Here is a 1,987-nt window from a genome sequence, read left to right as displayed (position 1 = left end):
AATATATTCGCCTTTTTCAGTTGTAGGTTTAATTAGTTTTTCATTTAATACTAAATCGGGCATATTTTTAATAAGTTTTTTAAAATCTGGTGGGCTTAATGGTATTTTCATTTATAACCTCTTACTTGATAGTTGCGATTACAAATTTTAATTTTTGATAAAAGCACATAATATAGTTTACTACCAATTTGGTAGTAATTGGTAGATTATTAGTATCAGAAATTCGAGATTTTTGTTACCCGGTTGATAGAAATAGTTAGATTATTGGTATCAGAAATTGTTACCAATTGGTAGAAATTGGTGGATTATTAGTATCAGAAATTTCGAGATTTTTGTTACCCGGTTGATAGAAATAGTTAGATTATTGTTATCAGAAATTATTACCAATTTGGTAGAAATTGGTAGATTATTAGTATCAAAAATTTGAAAGATTATATTCCCTTGGTATTTGCTTGATTAAAAATGGGAAATTACTGATAAAAGGTCTTACGCAGAAATACATAATCTTGGTTATTTTCAAATTTTGACTAAATATTGCATTTCAACTCAATGGATGTCCCATTTTGTAAAATGTCTAATTAGTTAATTTGATTGAGCATTTAATAAGGTAATAAGTTTCTCTCCAAGATATGAGGCTATTTGATGCGAATTATGGGAAGAATCACTCGTTAACTCATTTTTTGCTAACAGATTGCCTATTGTTTTTCCAATAGCCACTTCCCAAGATGTTGGTTTTTCAATCAAGTACATTAGATTATTTCTAATTTTCTTTAAGTTAAAATTCTGTCTATCGTATCCACTATTTTTAAAGTCTAACATTTCTTGATAATGTTGATGAGTTTGATTATTAAGAAGCCAAGTATCTATTTTTGCTGTTAATTCATTCCATGTGAGCTCAGAGAGGCATCCTGAGTCATTAAATTGAAAATATAATTAAGGACTCCTAGAATAGAATATTTATTAAATTGAATTATTCCTGATTTTATTACCAAACCTCCTAGTTCTATTTTACGTTTGGTATCTTCTTTACGCTTTTTCAATTTTTCTAAGGCAAGTGATTTTTCACAATGAGCAATCATCTGTTTTTCTTTTTCAATTTCTTCAAACATTCCCATGCGATAGCTCCTCGGCTAGTTTTAAAAACTCAGAGTCTATGCGCTTAATATCAAACTGATGAAGGCCATGTTTGTAGGCAAGAGTACCAATTTCAAGTTTATGTTTTTGCTGTAACTTATCTAACTTGATTTTAGCTTTTTCGATTCTATCCAAGAGTATTGCTTCCATTTGCGATACTGTCTTTGTAGACATAATCATTTCTCCGCAAATGAGTTAACAAATTTAGCGTACAATGCCAGATCTCTAAAAGCAAGAGGTCTTTATCAATAAATTGAGCGTAGCGAAATTCAAAATCCCAAAGCGAACAAGTAGGTAGGAACATCACATTACTGTGACATTCCCCCATAAAAAACGTACGTGCGACTTTCACCGCATACGGCTTCAATCAAGGAAACAGAGTTGAACCTGTTTCTTTCTAAGCCAATCCGATTGAATCAGCCGGTAACACTACAGATTTCTTTCGCAAGAGCGTTTTTTGAAGTAATCATCAAACTTTGGGTGGTAATGATTCGCCGCTCCTACTATTTTATTATGACGAATAATTTTGGTATCCGCCGCATAATATAGAGTAACTAGCTTTGTCTTTCTCCCTGTTGCTTTTACCTTGCAGGCGAAGGTCATATTGCGACGATTTTCTATTGCTAGGTAATACCGTTGCTTCACCCATCTTAAGTTCTTATTGGGATGCCGCCTGCATGCCCAATGCCATAATGCTCGCCAGATAAAGTTATCAACTTTTGTAAATGTTTCTTTGGCCACTATGTGATGATGATAATTTGCCCAACCTTGAATAATAGGATTAAGTACACCAACAACGTCTTCTTGTTTAGCGGTACAGAGATTTGTTATCATCATTTTTACTTTCAGCTTA

3 protein-coding genes are annotated in these 1,987 nt (G+C 32.5%); all 3 read right to left on the bottom strand.

Translation table 11 applies throughout. The features are described 5' to 3' along the window. Nucleotides 1-875: 875 nt before the first annotated feature. Nucleotides 876-1,115, bottom strand: coding sequence for a conjugal transfer protein TraD (locus tag ACQY7T_RS08725; RefSeq protein ID WP_428412720.1), 240 nt, complete (start codon nt 1,113-1,115; stop codon nt 876-878). Then, nucleotides 1,102-1,308, bottom strand: a complete 207-nt coding sequence (locus ACQY7T_RS08720; RefSeq protein WP_428412718.1) for a hypothetical protein — start codon at nt 1,306-1,308, stop codon at nt 1,102-1,104. The genes ACQY7T_RS08725 and ACQY7T_RS08720 overlap by 14 nt, the downstream gene beginning before the upstream one ends. Before the next feature lie 255 nt (nt 1,309-1,563). Next, a partial coding sequence (locus ACQY7T_RS08715; protein WP_428412716.1) for a group II intron maturase-specific domain-containing protein occupies nt 1,564-1,987 on the bottom strand: 424 nt, incomplete at its 5' end.

The organism is Legionella sp., assembly GCF_965140895.1.
Classification (GTDB): Bacteria; Pseudomonadota; Gammaproteobacteria; order Legionellales; family Legionellaceae; genus Legionella.
The sequence above is the reverse complement of the archived record's forward strand: the minus strand, read 5'-3'. Positions and strand labels throughout refer to the sequence as shown.